This window comes from Paracholeplasma vituli (assembly GCF_025446935.1).
GTDB lineage: Bacteria > Bacillota_I > Bacilli_A > Acholeplasmatales > UBA5453 > Paracholeplasma > Paracholeplasma vituli.
Map to the genome: position 1 here is coordinate 122,275 of NZ_JAOEGN010000003.1, position 20,058 is coordinate 142,332.

General features: G+C 37.3%; 19 protein-coding genes. 14 read left to right on the plus strand and 5 right to left on the minus strand.

All coding sequences use genetic code 11. The features are described from left to right. Positions 1–115: 115 nt before the first annotated feature. From fusA to hpf, 3 genes are all read left to right on the plus strand, one after another. Complete coding sequence (gene fusA / locus N7603_RS02545) at positions 116–2,176, plus strand: elongation factor G (RefSeq protein ID WP_262095760.1); 2,061 nt, start codon at positions 116–118, stop codon at positions 2,174–2,176. Between the two features lie 84 nt (positions 2,177–2,260). Beyond that, on the plus strand, positions 2,261–2,632 hold the full coding sequence (locus N7603_RS02550; protein ID WP_262095762.1) for a hypothetical protein: 372 nt from the start codon (positions 2,261–2,263) through the stop codon (positions 2,630–2,632). 25 nt (positions 2,633–2,657) lie between these two features. After that, positions 2,658–3,203 (plus strand): ribosome hibernation-promoting factor, HPF/YfiA family, encoded by a 546-nt coding sequence (hpf, locus tag N7603_RS02555; RefSeq protein ID WP_262095763.1) that lies wholly within the window; start codon positions 2,658–2,660, stop codon positions 3,201–3,203. A 43-nt stretch (positions 3,204–3,246) separates the two neighbouring features. Here hpf and N7603_RS02560 read toward each other — a convergent pair whose 3' ends face one another. After that, the gene (locus tag N7603_RS02560; RefSeq protein ID WP_262095764.1) at positions 3,247–3,903 is read right to left on the minus strand and encodes a DUF975 family protein; all 657 of its coding nucleotides are present in this window, start codon (positions 3,901–3,903) and stop codon (positions 3,247–3,249) included. 85 nt (positions 3,904–3,988) lie between these two features. Beyond that, complete coding sequence (locus N7603_RS02565) at positions 3,989–4,588, minus strand: superoxide dismutase (RefSeq protein ID WP_262095766.1); 600 nt, start codon at positions 4,586–4,588, stop codon at positions 3,989–3,991. Positions 4,589–4,828: 240 nt separating this feature from the next. Between N7603_RS02565 and N7603_RS02570 the strand changes: the two genes are divergently transcribed. Continuing rightward, positions 4,829–6,112, plus strand: coding sequence for a potassium transporter TrkG (locus N7603_RS02570; protein WP_262095768.1), 1,284 nt, complete (start codon positions 4,829–4,831; stop codon positions 6,110–6,112). Here the strand turns inward: N7603_RS02570 and N7603_RS02575 are convergent. Further along, a complete protein-coding gene (locus tag N7603_RS02575; RefSeq protein WP_262095769.1) occupies positions 6,109–7,650 on the minus strand; it encodes an Rqc2 family fibronectin-binding protein in 1,542 nt (513 codons plus the stop codon). The two genes, N7603_RS02570 and N7603_RS02575, sit on opposite strands and share 4 nt — an antisense overlap. A gap of 154 nt (positions 7,651–7,804) precedes the next feature. On the opposite strand from N7603_RS02575, the gene gmk reads away from it, so the two are divergent. Genes gmk through N7603_RS02600 form a run of 5 tightly spaced genes read left to right on the plus strand, consistent with a single transcriptional unit; the run spans position 7,805 to position 12,028 of the window. Then, positions 7,805–8,425 carry a guanylate kinase gene (gene gmk, locus N7603_RS02580; protein ID WP_262095770.1) on the plus strand — a complete coding sequence of 207 codons (621 nt, stop codon included), beginning with the start codon at positions 7,805–7,807 and terminating at the stop codon, positions 8,423–8,425. A gap of 3 nt (positions 8,426–8,428) precedes the next feature. Next, positions 8,429–8,662, plus strand: coding sequence for a DNA-directed RNA polymerase subunit omega (rpoZ, locus tag N7603_RS02585; protein WP_262095771.1), 234 nt, complete (start codon positions 8,429–8,431; stop codon positions 8,660–8,662). 47 nt (positions 8,663–8,709) lie between these two features. Beyond that, complete coding sequence (gene uvrC, locus N7603_RS02590; RefSeq protein ID WP_262095772.1) at positions 8,710–10,485, plus strand: excinuclease ABC subunit UvrC; 1,776 nt, start codon at positions 8,710–8,712, stop codon at positions 10,483–10,485. Then, positions 10,482–11,321, plus strand: coding sequence for a 3'-5' exonuclease family protein (locus tag N7603_RS02595; RefSeq protein WP_262095773.1), 840 nt, complete (start codon positions 10,482–10,484; stop codon positions 11,319–11,321). The genes uvrC and N7603_RS02595 overlap by 4 nt, the downstream gene beginning before the upstream one ends. 2 nt (positions 11,322–11,323) lie before the next feature. Next, a complete protein-coding gene (locus N7603_RS02600; RefSeq protein WP_262095774.1) occupies positions 11,324–12,028 on the plus strand; it encodes a class I SAM-dependent methyltransferase in 705 nt (234 codons plus the stop codon). A gap of 20 nt (positions 12,029–12,048) precedes the next feature. Here the strand turns inward: N7603_RS02600 and N7603_RS02605 are convergent, their stop codons facing one another. Next, positions 12,049–13,752, minus strand: a complete 1,704-nt coding sequence (locus N7603_RS02605; RefSeq protein ID WP_262095775.1) for a ribonuclease J — start codon at positions 13,750–13,752, stop codon at positions 12,049–12,051. A gap of 111 nt (positions 13,753–13,863) precedes the next feature. On the opposite strand from N7603_RS02605, the gene N7603_RS02610 reads away from it, so the two are divergent. After that, positions 13,864–14,643, plus strand: a complete 780-nt coding sequence (locus N7603_RS02610) for an HAD-IIB family hydrolase (RefSeq protein WP_262095776.1) — start codon at positions 13,864–13,866, stop codon at positions 14,641–14,643. On the opposite strand, the gene coaD is transcribed toward N7603_RS02610, so the two are convergent. Continuing rightward, positions 14,635–15,123, minus strand: a complete 489-nt coding sequence (gene coaD, locus N7603_RS02615; protein WP_262095777.1) for a pantetheine-phosphate adenylyltransferase — start codon at positions 15,121–15,123, stop codon at positions 14,635–14,637. The genes N7603_RS02610 and coaD overlap by 9 nt on opposite strands. A gap of 92 nt (positions 15,124–15,215) precedes the next feature. Between coaD and N7603_RS02620 the strand changes: the two genes are divergently transcribed. The 4 genes from N7603_RS02620 to N7603_RS02635 all read left to right on the plus strand — a co-directional run bounded on the left by N7603_RS02620 (position 15,216) and on the right by N7603_RS02635 (position 19,769). Further along, positions 15,216–15,614: a hypothetical protein gene (locus tag N7603_RS02620; RefSeq protein WP_262095778.1), complete on the plus strand. Its 399-nt coding sequence runs from the start codon at positions 15,216–15,218 to the stop codon at positions 15,612–15,614. 109 nt (positions 15,615–15,723) lie between these two features. Next, positions 15,724–17,502, plus strand: a complete 1,779-nt coding sequence (locus N7603_RS02625) for an ABC transporter ATP-binding protein (protein WP_262095779.1) — start codon at positions 15,724–15,726, stop codon at positions 17,500–17,502. Further along, positions 17,489–19,354 carry an ABC transporter ATP-binding protein gene (locus N7603_RS02630; protein ID WP_262095780.1) on the plus strand — a complete coding sequence of 622 codons (1,866 nt, stop codon included), beginning with the start codon at positions 17,489–17,491 and terminating at the stop codon, positions 19,352–19,354. Before N7603_RS02625 ends, N7603_RS02630 begins: the two co-directional genes overlap by 14 nt. Continuing rightward, entirely contained in the window at positions 19,341–19,769 is a 429-nt protein-coding gene (locus tag N7603_RS02635; RefSeq protein ID WP_262095781.1) for a MarR family winged helix-turn-helix transcriptional regulator, read from the plus strand. The genes N7603_RS02630 and N7603_RS02635 overlap by 14 nt, the downstream gene beginning before the upstream one ends. Positions 19,770–20,058 lie beyond the last annotated feature (289 nt).

Sequence of the window (20,058 nt, forward strand, 5' to 3'; positions counted from 1 at the left end):
TTTCACCCACTGAAATTATATCACATTTCCGACAATAAAAAAGAGATGCGCAAATCTAAGGCATTATGTTATAATTTAATCAAGTAGTGAAACCGATTTCAAGGAGGAAAATGATATGAAGGTTTATGATACAAACCAAATCAGGAACATTGCCATCCTAGGCCATCTAGGATCAGGAAAGACCAGCATTACTGAAGCATTATTATTTTCAAGCGGCGCAATTAGTTCACGTGGCAGCGTAGAAGCTAAGAACACCGTATCCGATTTTATGGATGAAGAAAAAGTGAAACAAGGCAGTTTATCGACAAGTATCATCCCTATTGAGTACAATGGCATCAAACTTAATTTCTTAGATGTCCCGGGTAACGATGAATTAGACAATGAAATCAAACAATCGCTTTCTGTAGTTAAGGGTGCTGTCCTTGTAGTTGATGCATCTAAAGGTGTTGAAGTAGGCACTGAACGTCTATGGAAAGAAATCCGCAACATGCATATTCCAGCGGTTATTTTCGTCAATAAAATGGACAAAGAAAACGTCAAGTTTGAAGATGTTTTAGAAAGTATCCGTGTTAAATTAGGTAAAAAAGCTGTACCATTCTGTTGGCCAATTGGACGCAACGAAAACTTTGAAGGGTTCGTCAACGTCATCGAAATGAAAGCGCGTATTTATGATGGTACGACTTCACACGATGCACCAATTTGGGACGAAAAGAAACCAAAAATCGAACAATTACGCAGCATGATTATGGAATCCGTTGCTGAAACCAGTGATGAACTTCTTGAAAAATTTTTTGGTGGTGAAGAACTTACTGAAGAAGAAATCAATGAAGGTCTTAAGAATGGAATATACCATGGTGAATTAACACCAGTTATCGTTGGTTCTGCAGTGAAAAACATCGGTATACGCACAATGCTTGGTATGCTAGCCAAATTTTTACCACAACCGGATCAACTTAGGGCTTTAGAAGGTGTTAATCCAAAAACTGAAGAAGCAGTAGTCAGACACACCAAAGATGAAGAACCATTCTCAGGCTATGTCTTTAAAACCACAATTGACCCATTTGTAGGTGCAATCAACATCATTAAAATTAACTCAGGTACCCTAAAAACCGGTCAAGATATCCTAATTGGCAATACCGGAAAACAAGAAAAAATCGGTGCGTTGTTTGCTCTTCAAGGTAAACAACAATTCCCAATTGAACTGGCTCACGCGGGCGATATTGTAGCGGTATCTAAACTTGAAAATATTCATACAGGCTATACCATTTCCGATCCAAAAAACCCAATCGTATACGAACCAACTAAGACCTTAAAACCAACCATTTATGTCGCGATTAATCCTAAAAATAAAGCAGATGAAGACAAGATTTCTTACGCGCTAGCGCGTTTAAATATTGAAGACCCATCCTTTGAAATCGTACGTAATAAAGAAACCTCACAACAATTATTAGGTGGTTTAGGGATGACCCATATCAACTTTATTATCGACAGAATGAGAACCGTATTTAAAGTTGAAGTCACCACCGAAGAACCTAAGGTTGTCTACCGTGAAACCATCAAGCGTAAAGTTGAGGGTGAAGGTAAACATAAGAAACAATCTGGTGGTGCAGGTCAATTTGGACACGTATTCATCCGTTTTGAACCATCCGATAAAGAATTTGAATTTACCGAAGAAGTCTTTGGGGGTTCTGTCCCTAAAAACTACTTCCCAGCAGTTGAAAAAGGCCTAATTGAAACCTTTGAACATGGTCCACTTGCGGGATTCCCAGTGATCTTTGTGAAATCGACACTCTTTGATGGGTCTTACCATCCAGTCGATTCAAATGAAATCTCATTCAAACTTGCTGCGAACCTTGCCTTTAAGGAAGCTGTTAAGACAGCTCAACCGACCATCCTTGAACCGATTCTTAAGATGTATATCACGGTTAAAGATCAATATGTTGGTGATGTAATGGGCGATATGAACAAGCGTCGCGGCCGTGTCATGGGCATGAGTCAATCTGATGAAGGTCAAGTCATTGAAGCAGAAGCACCAGAGTCCGAAGTTCAAAAATACATCATTGACTTAAAGGCAATCACTCAAGGTTCTGGTATCTTCCAACGTGAATTTATCCGTTATGAAGAAGTACCACAACATTTAATTGACGGTATCATTCAAAAATACAAAGAACATTAATAGTATAGAGGTGTCATTTAATAAATGATGCCTCTTTTCTTTTTTTCTTAATTTCATTTGGTAGATATCAAATAGGTGATGAAAATGAAATGCTATCAATGTCGTAAGCACTTTTATCCAAGAAGAACACTTTCTACTTTATTTGAAGAACCCTTACAATTAAGATGCAAAAGTTGTGAAAAGCGATATCCCGTTCGCATAAAACGTGAAGTCATTCCAATTTCAAATTATCAACTATATTTATATACATTGTTTATAGAAGAAGTGCCAATTAAAGAAGAAGCCTACTTGGATGAAAGTTTAAAGGTGTTATTGCTGTACTTAAATCACCGAAAACAAAGTGACATTTTGATTTGGATTGAAACGTTAGATAAGACATTATACGAATGTCTAGACCAATTGGACTTATGTGATATTTTTATCATTTCCTTATTCCCTCATAAACTCATGGTATAATATAGGTGTAAGGGAGGATTCATATATGAAATATGATATCATTGGAAAAAATGGTTTTGAACCTACCGAGGCAATCAAAAATTATTGCCAAAAAAGGTTAAGCAAAGTCGTCTCCTTTTTCGACACAGACATGATTCTTGAAGTAAGAGTTGTTCTGAAGGTGTATAAAGATCACCATAAAGTCGAAGTCACTATCCCAGCGAAAGGCATCATTCTTCGCGCTGAAGTATCCGATCAGGATATGTACACAGCTATCGACAAGTCTGTCGATAAACTCATCACCCAAATCAAGAAACACAAAGAAAAACTTAAAAATCATCTGATTAAACAAGGCTTAAAGAAGGTTTACTCTGAAGAATTTGAAACGGAATCCATCGAAAAAGAAATCTTGGCTTCCCAATTGGTTAAAAACAAGGAAGTTAAACTCGCTGCAATGTCCGTTGACCAAGCATTAATTGAAATGGAAATGTCCGGTCATGATTTTTACGTATTCTTAAATGAAGCCACTAATCAAGTCAATGTCGCTTACATCCGTGAAGATGGCGATTACGCTGTGATTGCAACCAAATAAGTCGATAAAAAAACAGTTCAAAATTGAACTGTTTTATTTTTGATTATTTTAAGAATGAATCGAAAGAGTCTTCTTCGTCTTTCTTTTCTGTGAATTCTGCATCCACAGTTTCTTCTTTATTACCAACTAAGCTAATATAGAACTCAGCAGTAGCAGCTTGAACATATGGTCCAACCCAGATTGCTGCAATACCTAGTGTGACAATTACAAGTAAATACCAACCGATAAAGGATAAGTGTAAAATGAATAAGTCCATCTTAGAACCTTTCATCAAACGTTGAGACTCATCTAATGCTTCGGTAGCGGTCATTTGTGGATTTTCAGCCATTAAATAGGTTGACATCGAATAAGCAAGTGCCTTAATAATCCCTGGAATGATGAATAATAATGACCAAAGAATAATGAATAATGTTTGTAGTAACGAAAGTACTAAACTGTTTGCGAAAGAATTCTTGAAGCCATCAAATAATCTTTCAAACATTGGATTCTTGCTTCTTACAAAATCGATATAATAGCCCGCTAGACCAACCGCGAGTGGACCAGCCACGACGATGGATGCTAATGATACAAGGGGTACTCTTTGTCCGATTGCGCTGATTGCACCTATAATAATGCTATAAATCAAACTGACAGCGATTGGGGTTCCCCAGTTACCTGAAAGTTTGTCCCAGGCACGACGTCTTAAAACTTTACTGTTCATGATGATATCCTCCTAAAATCATTGTAACATACATAACTAAAAAAAACACACCAAATTTTAGTGTGTTTTTTAAATAGGTTAACTATTAAGCTTTGTTGAATTTTGCTTCTACAACATCCCAGTTAATAACTGAGAAGAAGGCCGCTACATAATCAGGACGGCGATTTTGATAGTTTAGGTAATAAGCATGTTCCCAAACGTCAATGCCTAAGATTGGAGTACCTTCAGCAAGTGGTGTATCTTGGTTAGGTGTAGAAGTAACGACTAAACCTTTTGAGGTTTTAACCAACCAAGCCCAACCAGAACCGAAACGGGTCTTAGCTGCGTTACCAAAAGCTTCTTTAAACGCGTCAAATGAACCAAATGCTGCGTTAATTGCTACTAATAATGCGCCCTTAGGTGCTTTAGCGCCACCTGGCGTTAAGATTTCCCAAAATAACATATGGTTAAAGTGTCCACCACCATTATTTCTAACAGCCATACGGATATCTTCTGGTACCAAGTTAAGGTCTTTTAAGAATGCCTCTAGTGGTAAATTAAATTCAGGGTGTTTTTCCAATGCTGCGTTTAAGTTTGTAACATACGCATTGTGGTGTTTAGAATAATGGATTTCCATTGTTTTTGCATCAATTGCTGGCTCTAATGCTTCATAAGCATAGCCTAATTTAGGTAATTCAAATTTCATAGTGTAAAATTCCTCCTTCAACACCTATATTGTACCCCATATACTTATTTAAAACAAACCAAATGCTTATTTAGAAATCACTCTTTGTTTAAAAAAAATAGACAATATGCTATAATTAGCACTGTTAAGAAGGTGCGTCATATGGATTTATCTAGAAAAATAAAAAAAGTATTCTTCGTGACCCCCGCAAGATCAATTTTCACTATATATCTTATAACCATCCTTATAGGCGGATTTTTATTGTGGTTACCAATCACTCAAAACCCTGGAGTTCGGTTATCTTTCTTAGATGCGATATTCATATCAGTGTCTCAGATTTCCTCAACCGGACTATCACCAGTTTCACAACGTGATACGTTTAATTTGCTGGGCGGTGTCATTTCAATTTTTATTCTTGAAATAGGTGCAGTAGGCATCATGATGCTAGTAGCATCTTATTGGGTCATTATTGGAAAAAAGATATCACTTAAAGAACGAAATTTGATTGCTTCAGAACAAAATCAATTTACAGTTAAAGGCATTATTCGACTCATTACGAATGCGATGATTGCAGTAGGAATCATTCAAATTATCTATATTGCTGTCATGACAATTTACATCTATGTCGTCCAACCTTTTGAAGCGTCATTTTTAGAATCATTATTTCAATCTGTTTACTTGGCCGCAGCTGGTTTTGCGAATGCGGGGTTTGATTTTTTACCGGGTAATCAAAGCTTTATGGTTTTTGAAGGATACTATTTACCACAAATTATGACCATGATCATTATCTTTTTGGGTGGTGTAGGGTTTTGGCCTTTAGCTGAGTTAGTCTTATTTATAAAAAACAAACTTCATCGTAAACAGTATAAGATGTCTTTTATTTCTAAACTGCTTATTATAAGTCATTTCATTTTTTGGATTTTATCTGCCGTAATTTACTTTGTGATGGAGTATGAAAACTCGATGAAAGGACAACCTGTTGGAACCATATTAATGAATGTATTATTTATGACCAACAATGCACGAAGTGCTGGGTTTTACAATACGAATATTAACGATTGGACAGAAGCGACACGTTTAGTCTTCTCAATGCTAATGTTTATAGGAGCTGCACCAAATTCATCTGGTGGTGGTATCCGAATGACAACATTTTTCTTATTATCAGCTGGGCTGATATCATTTGGTAGACACCGTAAGCAAGTATTCTTTGCAGGTAAAGCCATGAAAGAACAAGCCGTAAGAAAAGCCTATATGGTTTTTGCGTTGGCTGTAATCTTAGTCATGATGTCTACCTTATTCATATCTATCATTGAACCCAATCGATGGACCATTATGGAAATAGGTTTTGAGGTTGCATCTGCTTTCGGAACTGTTGGGTTATCACTCGGATTGATTCCTCATTTTAGTGCATTCTCAAAAATGATTCTCATCATAAATATGTTTATCGGTCGTATTGGGATTTTAACCGCAGTTGCGATGCTCGAAAATAAAAAGGAGACAACCAATGTTGTCACCTATGTTGAAATGGATATGCTTGTTGGCTAAAGCGATAGAATTTTGGTCTCATCAATATCGATATATATGGTCTTTTGGTTGGTATACGTAACGTTATACCCCGGAAGGCCTTTAATTTTTTTTAGGTTTCTGACTTTTGTATAGTCGACAGGAATTGAAGAGGATTTTCTTTGTGGACTATGGTAGGCAGCTAACATGGCAGATAATCTTAAAGATTGTTCGTGAAAAGCCCCTCTTAGAACAACGTGAGCTCCAGGTCCTTGTTGAACATGAAACCAATAATCGTTTGGTTGAGCGAATGTATTTGTGAGGTAGTTGTTTTGTTCGGAAGTCTTTCCGATATATATTTCAAAGTCCTCACCTTTAACCAATAGAAGTGTAGGTTTAGCCGGTTTCTTTTTTGGATTGATTTTAAGTTTAATTAATCCAACTTCACTCAGTTCTTTTTTAATGTCATCTAAATCGTTTGAACTTAAAATAGACAGTTGATCTTTGATATCTTGATAGTAGGTTTTATAAGCCTTCGTTTGAGTAATTTGTGATTCTATTGGTAGAATCGATTTTTTCGCTTTTTGATACTTTTGATAAAGACTTTGAGCATGTTCATTAAGCGTCTTTTGAGGGTCTAATGGAATCTCTTTAAAGTGACTAACCTTCGCTTGTAGGTCTGTAGCGTGAGTATAGATGTCGTCAGCAAGCTGTTTTGATGCTTCAAAAGTACGATTTTGTTCCAAATCTCCAAAGAGGTTATTGAGCTTCAAATCCAGTCTTTTGATTTCTTTATCAATCAGTTTTTCTAGATCCATATACTTTGGTGTTTCAAATGTATAAAATGCCTCAAGTAAGGCAGAAAGTGTTGGATAGGTTTTGGATTCCTGGCCTGTATTTGGATTGAAGGAGAAAAATTGTCTTTTCTCACCTAGTATAAGTGTAGGTTCTATCGGGAGAGTTAAAGGGTTAAGTTTGGTTTCAACAAAGAATTTCGCAGTGTCTAAAGCAAACCCCATATACGTATTCATAAAGTATTTAGGATCGTCGATTGTTCTAAGTTCGGTGAGATCTGTTTCACTAAATACCTTTTTATCTGATGGAAAGAAGATAAATTCACTTTTATTTAAAATGCTTCGTTTATCTGCTGAAAACTGTTTATAATAAGCTTCGATTACGATATTATTTTCAAGTATTATCAAATTTGTGGTTCGACCCATCGTTTCGTATATCACAGTATAGTGAGCATACCCAAAGATTTGGTCAAACTTTTGAAAATTAAAGATCAATACACGGTCCATTTGATATTGGGTTATGTTCGTAATTTCGGCATTTTCCAAGTGTCTTTTCAGTGCATTGAGTAAATTCGATGTGACTTCCCCATAAGGTAGGGTTTGTGATATTCGGACATGACTCTTATTAGGGTTTAACTCAAATACAAGGTGTTTTTCACCTTGTTTATAGTATGTAAAAACAAACGTATCTTTCGACGTCTGACGGATTTTTTTGATACGAACCCCTTTGAGGTTTGTTTCGAATTCTTTTTGTAAATGGTAAATAAAATACCCATCTAATGGCATACAATCACCCTCATCTAGTATATCACACTCTCCATTTTTTCCATTTTAAAAATGTAAACGTATACTTTCAAATTATCGTTATATGGCTTTACTATTATGTAATAATGGGGTATAATTTATAAAAGTCAGGGTTAATTTAGAAAGGTGGGATACTGTGAAGTTAAACGATCGTGGTTTATTAATCGTCATTTCCGGTCCATCAGGTGTCGGTAAAGGTACCGTCCGTAAAGCCCTATTTGAGATGAAAAATCATGAACTGATTTATTCGGTTTCGATGACAACGCGAGCACCGCGTCCTGGTGAGGTTGATGGTGTGGATTATTACTTTGTCACGAAAGAAGAATTTTTAAAGCGAATCAGTGAAGGCAAATTTCTAGAATGGGCCGAATTCGTAGGTAACTACTATGGTACACCACTGGATAAAGTCGAAGAACAACTCGATTTAGGCAAGGAAGTTGTCCTAGAAATCGAAGTTGAAGGTGCACTTCAAGTCCGTGAAAAGGCGAAAGATGCTGTATTCATCTTCATCGTTCCACCAGGCAAAAAAGCGCTCTATGACCGCTTAATCAAACGTGGAACAGATACCCCAGAAATGATTAAAAAACGTATGGAAAAAGCAGATCGTGAATTTACGCTTGCCCATAAATACGATTACATTGTCGTTAATGACGATGTTAAGAACGCGGCTGATCGCATCATGGCCATCATTCGTGCTGAACATGCGAAAACAGAACGAACCATCCACACATACATGAAGTTACTCAGGGAGGACTAAAACATGATTGAACACAAAGACGGGATGAGATACCCATCCATCGACGCTTTACTAGAAAAGGTGGATTCAAAGTATAAATTAGCCTATATTTCAGCTAAAAGAGCGAAATCCATTCAAGAATCGAATGATCATTCTTCGATTGATAAACCGTTATGCAAAAAACCGGTTGGGATTGCTTTAGAAGAGATCCTACAAGACAAAATCCAAGTTGAATTCGTAGACAAAGTAGCCGAGTAATGGCTACTTTTCTTTTTTTATGTTAAAATTAACTAGAGGTGTTTAACATGGATTTGATTAAAGAAAAGCTCAAAACCCTACCCGATTCACCAGGGTGTTATATGATGCTTAATGTAAAAAATGAAATCATCTATGTCGGTAAAGCCAAAAATCTGAAAAATCGCGTCAGAAGCTATTTTACCGGTTCTCATAATCTCAAGACAACCAAGCTAGTAAGCGAGATTGTCGATTTTAATTATGTTCAAACCAATACCGAACGTGAATCCCTAATCTTAGAACTCCATCTCATCAAAGAAAATCTACCAAAATACAATATTAAATTGATTGATGACGCGACCTATCCATTTATCACCATTACCAATGAGAAGGACCCTCGATTGATTGTTGAACGGGAATCAACGAGAGATTTAGGTAAACGTTTTGGCCCCTACCCAAACGTCTATAAAGCGAGAGATACGGTTAAACTACTCAATAAGATATACCCATTAAGAAAATGTGACAAGCTCCCTAAAAAAGCGTGTTTATACTATCACTTAAATCAATGTCTCGCACCTTGTATCAAAAAAGAACCGATTGACTATAAACCCATCATTCAGGAAATCACCGCATTCTTAAAAGGTGATACCAAAAAAGTTGTCGATGACCTTAAAAATGAAATGTATAAAGCCTCTGATGAACTTCAATTCGAGCGGGCTTTGGAATACAAAGAAATGATCGATGCGATTGAGTTCACTACTGAAAAACAGCTGATTAGTTTAAATGATTTTCAAGACCGTGACTTTATTGCATTTCATGGTGACCATGAGGACGTTTCTGTTCAAATATTGAAGATGCGCGCAGGAAAAATCATCGACGTAAAATCGGATATCTTCAGTTATGTAGGTCAAATTCAGGATGCAGTTAATGAGTATATTCTACAACTTTATGAAGATAAATCTAAATGGCCGGACGAGCTCTTATTTTCCGATTTATTCGCCTTAGAAGACCTCGAGTGGATGTTTGGCAAGAAAGCCTCGATTCCTAAAATTGGCGATAAGAAAAAACTGATTGAAATGGCTTTTAAAAATGCCAAATACGATTTTGAAAACTATCGTTATTTAAATCGATTGGAAACAGAGAAAACCAAAGAAGCTGAGGATGCATTCAAAACCTTACTGGGTTTATCTGCAATCGAACATATTGAGATTTTCGATAACGCCCATTTGTTTGGAGACTCTAGCGTTTCTGCGATGGTCGTATTTAAAAATGGAAAACCTTCGAAAACAGACTATCGTAAATACCATATTAAACAAGCAGCGAAAATGGACGATTATGGAGCGATTCGAGAAGTCATTTACCGCCGTTATCAAAAAGCATTGATGGAGAATACGAAACTGCCAGACCTCATCATCATCGATGGGGGGAAAGGCCAGGTTTCCGCCGCTCAATCGGTGCTCAATGATTTAGGATTAACCATCGACATGATTGGTTTAAAGAAAAATGACAGGCACCAATTAGAAGCAGTAGTCTATCAAAACAATGTATACAATTTAGATAAATCGAGTTATCTGTATACCTATTTAGGTAAAATAAGTAATGAAGTACACCGTTTCGCCATCTCATTCCATAAACAAACACGCGCCAAGGCATTGATTCGTAGCCAACTCGATGGTATTATAGGAATTGGTGAAAAGCGAAAAACAAAACTTTTAGAAACGTTTGTGACGATCGACGCGATGAAACAGGGCGACCTTGAGACCTATCAACGCATCGGTATCAATGAAACATTGAGAGAACGGATTATTTCTCACTTAATACAATTAGAAAAGAAGGATGTTCAATGAAACGAGTTATTCATCAAATCAACGAGGAAAACCATTATTTTACTTGTATCATCGACAATAAAGAAGAAGCTTACTATTTGACGAAAGCTCAAGCTAGAAAGTTCTTTGACTACCTCGATCAAGGCTACATCGTTGATTTTGAACTTTATAATAAAAGAAAGATTATTGACCGTCGCTATGCTTGGCAAGTCGCGTATTTCACGTCGATTGAAAGACCGGGTTATCGAGTCAATAAAATGTTATATGATTTAACAAACATCCGACAACAGATGAAAAATATCTTATCTGGATTTGGTTATTTATTGTTTTTAGATTTAGAAATGACCATGCCACCGTATTATAAAGGTCCTTTTGAAGCAGAGGTCATTCAAGCAGGATATTTACTCAGGAGCCCTCATGGTGAAGTCATCAAGTCCGGATCGATGTACATCAAACCAACCAAGTACAAGAAGATTTCTCCACGTACAGAAAAATTCTTGAAACTGGACCCAACCTATTACGATTTTGCTGTCGATTACCATATCTTTTATGACCACTTACGTGATATCATGGAAATGTATGATCCTAAAATCATAGTTTGGGGTAAAAATGACATGCTTGCTTTAAAAGCGTCCTATGTGATTAATGAGGTTGAACCCTTGATTCATCCGAGCGCATTTGTCAATCTTTTACAAATTCATAAAACCTACTATAACTTATCGGATGATTTAGGTTTATTCAAAGCCTATGAAATTTATTATAAGGAAACTTACCATCAAACACACGATGCTTTAGACGATGCGAACGTAACCTTATTGGTGTATGAAGCTTTACTGAAGGAAATGAAGGGGGCTTAACCATGAATTTTTATAACAATTTCGCTGTGTATTACGATAAAATTTTCCCACGCAATCCAAAAGTGATTCAATTTATGGATCGCGCTTTTAAACAAGGACACATCCTCGATGTGGCGTGTGGAACGGGTGAATACTCTGTGTCATTGGCCCATTTAAACTACCAAGTCACCGGATTTGACCTTTCAGAACAAATGATTCACTATGCTAAGCAAAAAGCTGAAAAGGAAAATGTTAAAGTCAATTTCCGTATCCAAAATATGTTAGATTTAACTGATCAATCTACATATGAAGGGATCATTTGCATCGGAAACTCTTTAGTCCATTTAGATAATGAAACTGAAATTAAACAAGCATTAAAGAATATGTATGACGCCTTAAAACCTCATGGCACAGTGATTATCCAAGTCATCAACTACGACCTCATTTTAGAAAAGAAGTTACCGGGGTTATCCACCGTGACCAATCAAGAATATTCATTCTATCGTAATTATGAGTTTGATGGCAGTAAGATTCATTTCAAAACACGTTTAACCGATGGGCTTAGAGTGTTTATCGATGAAACATTATTGTTCCCGTTGAAGTATCAAACCTTGTTAGACCTTTTAACGGAAGCAGGCTACAAAGACATTCATACAGTGGGTGGTTTCTCACATGATTCATTTGATTTGAAACAAGACATCACTTATGTCGTTACAGCAAAAAAATAAAGGGCTAAGCCCTTTTTTCTTTAGATAATTGCTGGTTTTTGTGTTAATGACATCACGATTGGAATCAACATCGGTTTACGTTGTGTAAGGTTTTTAACATAATCGGTAATTTGATCGACAAGCGCTTGTTTTAATAGGGTTTCTGTAAACTGTTTGCGATTGAACTCAGCAGTTAAAACCTCTTTCGCCTTTAAGGCAATGCCGTTAGTAATTTCTTCGTTGCCTTTCATATAAATGAAACCACGAGAAATGACGGTTGGTTCTGTCAATAGTTTACGGTTTACAGGATCAATGGTGAGAACAATCGATAGTAAGCCATCTTCGGATAAGACTTTACGTTCTTTAATGATAGCACTGCCGATATCGCCAATCCCGGTACCATCGATATAAATATCACCAGCTTGGACTTTACCAGCATGACGAATCGTTTCAGCATTAAGCGCTGCAACATCCCCATTATCCATGATGAGTACATTATTGGCTTCAACACCTAATTGAACAGCCAGTTCTTTATGGTGTTTAAGCATACGGTGTTCACCGTGCATCGGTATGAAGTATTTAGGTCTAATTAAAGATAACATCAATTTTAAATCGGGTTGGTTACCATGCCCTGAGGTGTGGGTATCCGCAACCGGTCCATTAATAATTACCGATACTTCACGACGGTAGAGTTGGTCGATGGTTTTATTTACAGATTCTTGATTACCCGGAATTGGAGAACTTGAGAAGATAACTGTATCGCCAGGTTGGGTTTTAATTTGACGGTGGGTACCATTCGCTATTCTTGATAGCGCTGCAAGAGGCTCACCTTGAGAACCTGTACACAAAATAGTCACTTCATTCGCTTTGAAATTATTGATTTCTTCAGCAGAAACAATCACACCTTTAGGAGCTTTGATATAGCCAGTTTGTTGACCAATTTCCATAGCACGTTCCATTGATCGACCAAATACAGCAAGTTTACGATTGTTCTTATAGGAAGCTTCAACGATTTGTTGCATACGGTACATGTTAGATGCGAAAGTAGCAATGATAATTCTACCAGAGAGCTTAGAGAATATTTCATTGATGGCGTTCCCAACAGTACGCTCAGAAGGGGTTAACCCGTCTCTTTCGGCGTTGGTTGAGTCAGATAATAAACACAATACGCCTTCGTTACCAATCGCTGCGAGTTTTTCATACTCAGCAGCAGGACCGACTGGAGTATAGTCTATCTTGAAGTCTCCGGTATGGAATAAAATACCTTGCTTGGTTCTAAACACAAATCCGAACATATCCGGAATAGAGTGGTTTAATCGAATGAATGATATCTCAACATTCCCAAAAGTGTAGGTATGATGGGATTTAAACTCAATGATTGTTGGGGGTTTAACGTCTTTATGTTCCAAAATTTTATGTTCAATAAAATCAACTGCTATGCCTGCTGCATAAACTTTGGGTATCTTGACTTGTTTTAGTAAATATGGAATACCACCAATGTGGTCTTCATGTCCGTGGGTAATGAATAGACCAACAATGCGTTCCTGATTGTCAATCAAGTATTGGTAATCAGGAATGACATAATCAATCCCTAATAAGGAATCGTCAGGGAATAAAATCCCAGCATCCACAATGAATATTTTGTCTTCAATTTCATATACATAGGTGTTTTTTCCGACCTCTCCGAGGCCACCTAAGGCAAAAATGCCAATTTCGCCGTCTTTTAGCAGCGTGTTCTTACTCATATTAAAATCCTCCTTTGCAGGATATCGCAGTAGTTTATATCTATTTTACATGATATGAACTTAAATTCATAGTCTAATGCACAAAATAGTGGTAAAATAATCGAGGTGATTATGATGAAGATAGCTTTATTTTTTGATGTCGACGGAACCCTATTTGACAATGAACGTCAATGTATCCACCCCTCGACTAAGTATTTGATTGAAACACTCGCACAAGATGAGCGCTATATTTTAGGCCTCGCAACCGGTCGTAGCCTCGAACAATTAGAAGCAATTCGTGAGATTCGCGATTTGTTCCAAGTGAAGATTGTTATAAACGGCGCTGTTTCCTATATAAAACAGGATTTTGTTTATGGTAGACCACTATCAGTAGAATCGTGTGAGGCGGTATTAAAATACGCTAACAGCCTTAAAACTGGAATTGGCTTTATTGGTAAAGACCGCCATGCAGTTACGATAGATAACGAAACTGTTAGAGAAGCTTTAAGAGATTTCTCAATGAGTATGCCTGAAGTGAATCCGTTATTCTATCTAGAAGAACCTGTTTACCAAATTTGGTTATTTTCAGATAACCGTACATTAGTTGATCAATTCAAACGTAAGTTTAGTCATTTACGTATTTTTAATTGGCATAAAGATGGCGCAGATATCGTCCACCCGGAGGTTTCAAAAGGGGACGCCATCAGCCATATTAAACCTTTACTTGGGATTGAAAAAGTCATCGCGTTTGGCGATGGCGAAAATGACGTTGAAATGATTTCAACCGCCACAATTGGTGTCGCGATGGGTAATACCCGTAGTGAAGCATTAAAAAAAGGCGCGACTCTTATCGCACCTCGAATTGATGAAGATGGGTTATACAAAGCCTGCAAAGAACTGAATTTACTTTAGTGACCGTTTAATCCCTGCGATAATCTCAGGTAATATTTCTTGAGGCACATACATTGAAATATCGGCGTTATAAGCGACAAGCTCTTTAATCGCCGAACTCGATACATAGGTGTGTTTATAAGAAGGGAATAAAATCACGGTTTCAATATTTTGATTTAAGTTACGATTAAAATGGTACAAGGCCATTTCATTTTCAAAATCTTTAACATTACGCAACCCACGTATCAGTGTGGTTGCTTTATTTTTTTCTGCGAAGCGAACGACCAAATCGTTGGTCTTTGTGACGTAAATATTAGGAACTTGAGCCGTCACTTTCTTGATCATTTCAACGCGTTCTTCTGGTGTAAATATTGGATTTTTTTCAGAGTTAACGGTAACTAAAACATATAGGGTTTCAAATTGTTTAGCGGCACGCAACATGATGTCTAGATGCCCTAAGGTAATGGGGTCAAACGACCCGGCATAAACTGCATTGCTCATGGTATCACTCTCTTTTCTTTTAGTATACCATAATTCATTTTTGGATTCTAAAAAAAGCGTAGATGTGATAAAATAGCCGTGAGGTGTTTTCTATGCATGCTTATAAAAGAAGTATTATTGTTCAATTGGGTGTATTCGGATTTTTCTTTTTCTATGGACTAGACAGTGTCTTAGTTACTTTAATCGAAAGAACCCTACCGTTTATCATTGTTGAACTTTCTCTGTTCTTCATTATTTTAGGGGTATTCTTATATTTTTTTTATAAGACACCTAAAGAAATTGTTTATGTGGTTCAAAAATCATCGATGGATAAAATCAAAGTTGTTTTATATACCATCGCAGTTTCACTCATTGTCTCGATTGTGTTCAGTGGTATTCAGGCGATTGAAGATTTCCAAATGTACGCAGAAATCATCACAAGTGCAATCACGAGTTTAGCGGGTCTCTTTGGGGTTTACATCGGATTTGAAATCATGAATCAAAACAAATAATCATGCCAAAAACGGCATGATTTTTTTTGAAACATTTTAGTTGACCACTCAACTGAAACGGCGTATAATAAACACAGTTGATGACTCAACTCAGTAGAAGGAGACTAGTATGATCAAATTATTTAAATATTTTAAATGGTGGTATTATCCACTCATCTTACTCATTTTAGGACTGACTTTGATTCAAGTCGAAGTAGATTTAGCCTTGATTGATTACATGCGTGAAATCATCACATTAGTAGGACTCGCCAATATCACGGGTCAATCACAAACCACAGCTATTTTAGAACAAGGTCTTGAAATGTTAGGCATTTCATTGCTTTCGATTTTAATAACCATCTCAGTGTATTACATATCTTCGCGTATTGGTGCGAACTTTGTAAAACACCTTAGAAAGCGTCTATATGACCAAATCCAAGGGTTCTCATTAGAAGAAATCAATGAGTTTCAAACCAGTTCTTTGATTACCCGCTCAACCAATGACATCACACAAGTTCAAATGGTTGTCATTATGTTGTTACGACTTGCATTTACCGCGCCAATTACGGCAGTTAGAGCCATCATGAAAATCATCGATATTGATTTAACACTGTCAATGCCGATTGCAATCGCAATCCTCGTCATCGTATTGATGATCTCAACGATCTTTGTCTTTGTCACACCGTTATTCTCTAAAGTTCAAACCATGACCGATGACTTAAACCAAGTCACCCGTGAGAATCTAACAGGCTTACGTGTAGTGCGTGCCCACAATGCAGAAGGTTATGAACACAGTAAGTTTAGAAAGGTAAACGATAAGTTAACCAGAACCAACTTAATTGTGAACCGCTTAATGCAAATGCTGATGCCTGGGATGATGTTGGTGATGAATGGGGTATCGTTAGCGGTCACTTGGATGGCAGCTGTCTTAATCCAAAACCAATCCTTAGGTAGCAACCCGCTAGAAGGGATTGCCATCCAATCACAATTTTCCATCTATGGGATTCGTATCCTATTCGCATTCATGACACTTACTATGTTATTCATCATGGTCCCAAGAGGGGCAGTTTCGGGTCGCCGTATTTATGAAGTGTTGAATACAACACCAAAAGTAAAAGACCCAGTTAATCCAAAATCAATTCCAGATCAACAAGCCGTCGAATTGAAATTCAATGACGTATGCTTCAAATACCCTGGAGCTAACGAATGCGTTCTTGAGAACATCAGTTTCACAGCAAAAGCTGGACAAACTGTCGCGTTCATCGGTTCAACCGGTAGTGGTAAATCCACGATCATTAACCTAATTCCAAGATTCTACGATGTTTCCAATGGATCGATCGAAATCAATGGTGTCGATATTCGCGATGTAAAACAGTCCGATTTACTTGACCACATTGGTTATATTCCTCAAAAAGGGTTATTGTTCTCAGGGGATATCACATCGAACTTAAGAATCGGTAAACCAGACGCAACCGAAGAAGAGATGATTGAAGCGCTCAAAATTGCCCAAGCGTATGATTTTGTAATGGAAAAAGAAAATGGCTTGAATGCTGAAGTTGCTCAAGGGGGTAAGAATTTCTCCGGGGGTCAACGTCAACGCCTTTGTATCGCGAGAGCCATCATTAAGAAACCGAAAATATACATCTTTGATGATTCATTCTCAGCACTCGATTATCAAACTGATCGCAAATTGAGAACTGCATTGAAAGAACAAACCAAAGACTCAATTAATTTCATTGTGGCACAACGCATCGGTACGATCATGAATGCCGATCAAATCATTGTATTAGACCAAGGTAGAGCTGTTGGTATTGGCACACACCAAGCCTTATTAAAAGACAACAAGGTGTACCAAGAAATGGCCTATTCACAACTCTCAAAGGAGGAACTCGAAAATGCAAGCCTCTAAGACTAAACAAACCAATCAAATGGGGCATGGACCGGGTAATATGTCCCGATTCATGGGTCAAAAACCGAAAAACTTCAAACAATCGATGAAGAAATTGATTCGCCATTTGAAACCATTTCATAAACCGATCTTGATTGCTTTGATCCTCGCAGCAGCATCCACCATATTTAATATATTTGGACCTCGTCTCATTGGAGATATGATCAATGCCGTGAGCGATGGCATCTCAGCCATTGGACCCAACCAATTTGATGTCAATATTGACTTTAATTTAATCAATCGTTTAGGGTTCATCCTCATTGGACTTTATGTGACCAGTTATGTCTTCAATATTGCACAATCATTTTTACTCACCAAAGTCACTCAAAGACTCAATCAATCGTTTCGAAATGAAGTCTCACAAAAAATCAATAGAATGCCACTCGCTTATTTTGATACCCGAAGTTATGGGGACGTTTTATCGGTAGTTACCAACGATATCGATACCATCAGTAACTCACTCAACCAAGCTGTGACTGCGATGATTACATCAATCACATCCATGGTCGGGATTCTCATCATGATGTTGACCATTTCTTGGGAATTGACTTTAGTGACCTTAGCGTTATTACCACTATCCATTTTAGCCATCAAAATTATCATGGGTAATGCTCGTAAGTATTTCAGAGCTCAACAAAAAACGTTGGGATTGCTGAATGGCCATATCGAAGAAATGTATTCAGGACACCAACTCATTAAAGTTTTCAACGCGAAACAAAATGTAGAAGGGGAATTCATTGAAAATAACGAAATCCTTGAATCTAGTGCCTATAAGTCACAATTCTTATCGGGATTGATGATGCCTGTCATGGGTTTTATTGGGAATTTATCTTATATTTCTGTTGCCGTGTTCGGAGGATTCCTCGCAGCGACAAAACGTTTGGAAGTTGGTTACATCCTATCTATGATTCAATACAACCGTCGTTTTACCAATCCAATGGATCAAATTGCCCAATCCTTAACCCAACTTCAAAGTGCAGCGGCTGCAGCTGAACGCGTTTTCGAGTTCTTAGAAGAAAAAGAAATGGCGGATGAAGCTAATCTTGCGGATGAAGTCGTGAATAAGGCCGGAAATATTGAATTTAAACATGTTAAGTTTGGTTATAACCCTGACCGTTTAATCATCAAAGATTTCAACCTATCGGCTAAATCTGGACAAAAGATAGCAATCGTAGGGCCAACAGGTGCTGGCAAAACAACCTTAGTGAACCTTTTGATGAAATTTTATGAAATCAACTCAGGGGATATCGTCATTGAAGGACAATCCATTCACAACTTAAAACGTGAAGCGGTACACAAGCAATTCGGTATGGTTTTACAAGATGCTTGGTTATTTACAGGAACCATTTACGATAACTTACGCTATGGTAATCCAAAAGCAACCAAAGAAGAAGTAAAACAAGCAGCCATACTCGCAAACATCGACCACTTTATTGAATCGCTACCTGGTGGTTATGATTACGTTATGACAGAAGAATCCGGTATCTCATCTGGACAAAAACAATTGTTAACAATCGCTAGAGCGATGATAACAAACGCACCAATGTTGATTCTTGATGAAGCGACTTCATCTGTAGATACTCGTACTGAAATGCTCATTCAACAAGCTATGGATACTTTAATGGAAAATAGAACATCCTTTGTCATCGCTCACCGTCTCTCGACCATTAAGAACGCGGACATTATCCTTGTTATGAACGAAGGTGACATCATCGAAAGTGGATCACACGATGCCCTAATAGCGAAAGATGGTTTCTACGCGAAGTTGTATCAATCACAATTTGACAGGATGAATCAGTATGCAACCGAATAGTGATAAAGAAGTCGTTAAACTGCCGGTTATTCTGGGAAAAATTCTCAAAAAGCTGCATAGTTTTGCAGACCCTATATTAGAAAAATACGATTTGTCACGCATCCATGTCCACTATTTAGTGGCTTTGGACGACTGTGAAAAATCGATATCAGCGAAAGAACTTTCCGAGAAATTATCGGTGGACAAAGCCAATACATCCCGCGCCATCAATGACTTATTAGAACGGGGATTCGTGGTTAAGGATGCGGAAGACCAAAAGTCAACACCGCTAAAATTAACCGAACGTGGTAAAGAAGTAGCTAAGAACTTGAAAGCGCACAATGCACAAGAAATGCGACATATGTTGTCAGTCCTATCTATGGATGAGAAACTGATGTTAAGACAAATTTTAGCTAAGATTTCTGATAATTTATAATAAAACCTTCGATTTGAAAGACCAAACTGTAGACAAAGTGACTTTTAGAAGATGAACCTTCATCCCTAAGAGTCATTTTTTCATTTAATGAATCTCTTACCCTCACCATCGACTGTGATTCTAGGACCCTTAGGTCTTTGATAGGGAATCACAGGTAACACATTTCTCTTATAGATTTCATTGAGCTTTACTATAACCTTTATTGAATTTAGCATTTTTTATTTATGCAAGTTTAGATTGTCACTTTTAATGGCTTTCTGGATAAAACATTAATCTAGTTAAAATTTAC

Excerpts from the sequence above, each read along its gene's own strand:
- N7603_RS02600 (WP_262095774.1), top strand. The coding sequence starts at position 11,324 with ATGAATTTTTATAACAATTTCGCTGTGTATTACGATAAAATTTTCCCA.
- N7603_RS02565 (WP_262095766.1), bottom strand. The coding sequence starts at position 4,588 with ATGAAATTTGAATTACCTAAATTAGGCTATGCTTATGAAGCATTAGAG.
- N7603_RS02610 (WP_262095776.1), top strand. The coding sequence starts at position 13,864 with ATGATGAAGATAGCTTTATTTTTTGATGTCGACGGAACCCTATTTGAC.
- N7603_RS02625 (WP_262095779.1), top strand. The coding sequence starts at position 15,724 with ATGATCAAATTATTTAAATATTTTAAATGGTGGTATTATCCACTCATC.
- N7603_RS02595 (WP_262095773.1), top strand. The coding sequence starts at position 10,482 with ATGAAACGAGTTATTCATCAAATCAACGAGGAAAACCATTATTTTACT.
- uvrC (WP_262095772.1), top strand. The coding sequence starts at position 8,710 with ATGGATTTGATTAAAGAAAAGCTCAAAACCCTACCCGATTCACCAGGG.
- N7603_RS02550 (WP_262095762.1), top strand. The coding sequence starts at position 2,261 with ATGAAATGCTATCAATGTCGTAAGCACTTTTATCCAAGAAGAACACTT.
- coaD (WP_262095777.1), bottom strand. The coding sequence starts at position 15,123 with ATGAGCAATGCAGTTTATGCCGGGTCGTTTGACCCCATTACCTTAGGG.
- N7603_RS02630 (WP_262095780.1), top strand. The coding sequence starts at position 17,489 with ATGCAAGCCTCTAAGACTAAACAAACCAATCAAATGGGGCATGGACCG.
- N7603_RS02575 (WP_262095769.1), bottom strand. The coding sequence starts at position 7,650 with ATGCCATTAGATGGGTATTTTATTTACCATTTACAAAAAGAATTCGAA.
- hpf (WP_262095763.1), top strand. The coding sequence starts at position 2,658 with ATGAAATATGATATCATTGGAAAAAATGGTTTTGAACCTACCGAGGCA.
- N7603_RS02635 (WP_262095781.1), top strand. The coding sequence starts at position 19,341 with ATGCAACCGAATAGTGATAAAGAAGTCGTTAAACTGCCGGTTATTCTG.
- N7603_RS02605 (WP_262095775.1), bottom strand. The coding sequence starts at position 13,752 with ATGAGTAAGAACACGCTGCTAAAAGACGGCGAAATTGGCATTTTTGCC.
- rpoZ (WP_262095771.1), top strand. The coding sequence starts at position 8,429 with ATGATTGAACACAAAGACGGGATGAGATACCCATCCATCGACGCTTTA.
- fusA (WP_262095760.1), top strand. The coding sequence starts at position 116 with ATGAAGGTTTATGATACAAACCAAATCAGGAACATTGCCATCCTAGGC.
- N7603_RS02620 (WP_262095778.1), top strand. The coding sequence starts at position 15,216 with ATGCATGCTTATAAAAGAAGTATTATTGTTCAATTGGGTGTATTCGGA.
- N7603_RS02560 (WP_262095764.1), bottom strand. The coding sequence starts at position 3,903 with ATGAACAGTAAAGTTTTAAGACGTCGTGCCTGGGACAAACTTTCAGGT.